The sequence below is a fragment of the Devosia sp. A369 genome (assembly GCF_054489345.1).
In genome coordinates this window covers 1-1250 of sequence record NZ_JBTMWV010000053.1, presented here as the reverse complement: position 1 = coordinate 1250, position 1250 = coordinate 1, and the positions used below count along the sequence as shown (strand labels likewise).

The window sequence follows — 1250 nt, the reverse complement described above, 5'->3', positions numbered from 1 at the left end:
CATGAGACCGCCGGGAGGGCATAGCCCGAGCGGGGGTCTCATGTGCGCGTGCGATTTTTGAGGTGTCTCAGCCGGCCTTTCGGGCGCGGCTTTGAGCGAGACGATAGCTGTCGCCATTCATCTCGAGAATATTGACGTGGTGGGTGATGCGGTCGAGCAGCGCGCCGGTCAGACGTTCGGATCCGAGCGTCTCCGTCCATTCGTCAAACGGAAGATTGCTGGTGATCAGGGTGGCGCCTCGCTCATATCGTTGCGAGATCAGCTCGAACAGCAGCTCTGCCCCGGTCTTGGAGAGCGGCACGAAGCCCAGTTCGTCTATGATGAGGAGCTGGTAGGCGGCCATCTGTTTCTGGAAGCGGAGCAGACGCCGCTCGTCACGGGCCTCCATCATCTCGCTGACGAGAGCGGCGGCCGTGGTAAAGCCGACCGATAGGCCCTTCTGGCATGCGGCCAGGCCGAGGCCGAGCGCAACATGGGTTTTCCCCGTGCCGCTGGGCCCCAGGGCGATCACGTTCTCGCGCCGCTCGATCCACTCGCAACGCGCCAGTTCCAGCACCTGCATCTTGTTGAGCTTGGGGATGGCGGTAAAATCAAAGCTGTCGAGACTTTTGACGACCGGGAACCTTGCCGCCTTGATGCGGCGCTCGACCTTGCGGCGGTCCCGTTCGATCATCTCCCGTTCGGAAAGCCGGGTGAGGTATCCGACATGATCGACGCCCTCGGTGGCGCATTGCCGGGCCAACTTCTGGTACTCGCGCTGGAAGGTCGGCAGCTTGAGGCTTTTGAGATAATGGGAGAGCAGGATCTCGGGCACGGGAGGGCTCATGCCGCTTCCTCCCCATGGGCGGAAAGCAATCGCATATAGGCCTTCGCCGATGTCGTCTCGACCGTTGCCCGTGGCAGGTAGGGGTAAATAGACAGGTCCAGCCGCGGCGGCCGACGCTCCACCCGGCACAGGATCAGATGCTTGACTGCGTCGAAGCCGATCGCACCGAGCTGGAGGGCCTGCTTCACCGCCGCATGCAGGTCCACAAGCTCGAAGCTCTCCAAGAGGCGAAGAACCTGCACGTACTCACGCCGGCCATGCTTGTTCATCCGCGCCTCCATCAGGCGGCGCAGCGTGGCGAACTCTTCAGGCAGATCCCAGCCCTGGAGAGGTGCCGCCTGATCCAGGGCGTTGATCTTTTGCTCGATCAGCGGCAGGTAATGCAGCGGATCGAAGACGACGTCTTCGCGGTCCCAGCTCCGGG

General features: G+C 62.7%; 1 protein-coding gene and 1 pseudogene. Both read right to left on the bottom strand.

Features of this window, described 5'->3' with window-relative positions; translation table 11 throughout:
• Nucleotides 1–67 precede the first annotated feature (67 nt).
• Nucleotides 68–826, bottom strand: coding sequence for an IS21-like element helper ATPase IstB (gene istB / locus ACX3OZ_RS20835; protein ID WP_119396962.1), 759 nt, complete (start codon nucleotides 824–826; stop codon nucleotides 68–70).
• A pseudogene (locus ACX3OZ_RS20830) lies at nucleotides 823–1250 on the bottom strand (IS21 family transposase); the annotation flags it as partial. The gene istB and the pseudogene ACX3OZ_RS20830, both read right to left, overlap by 4 nt.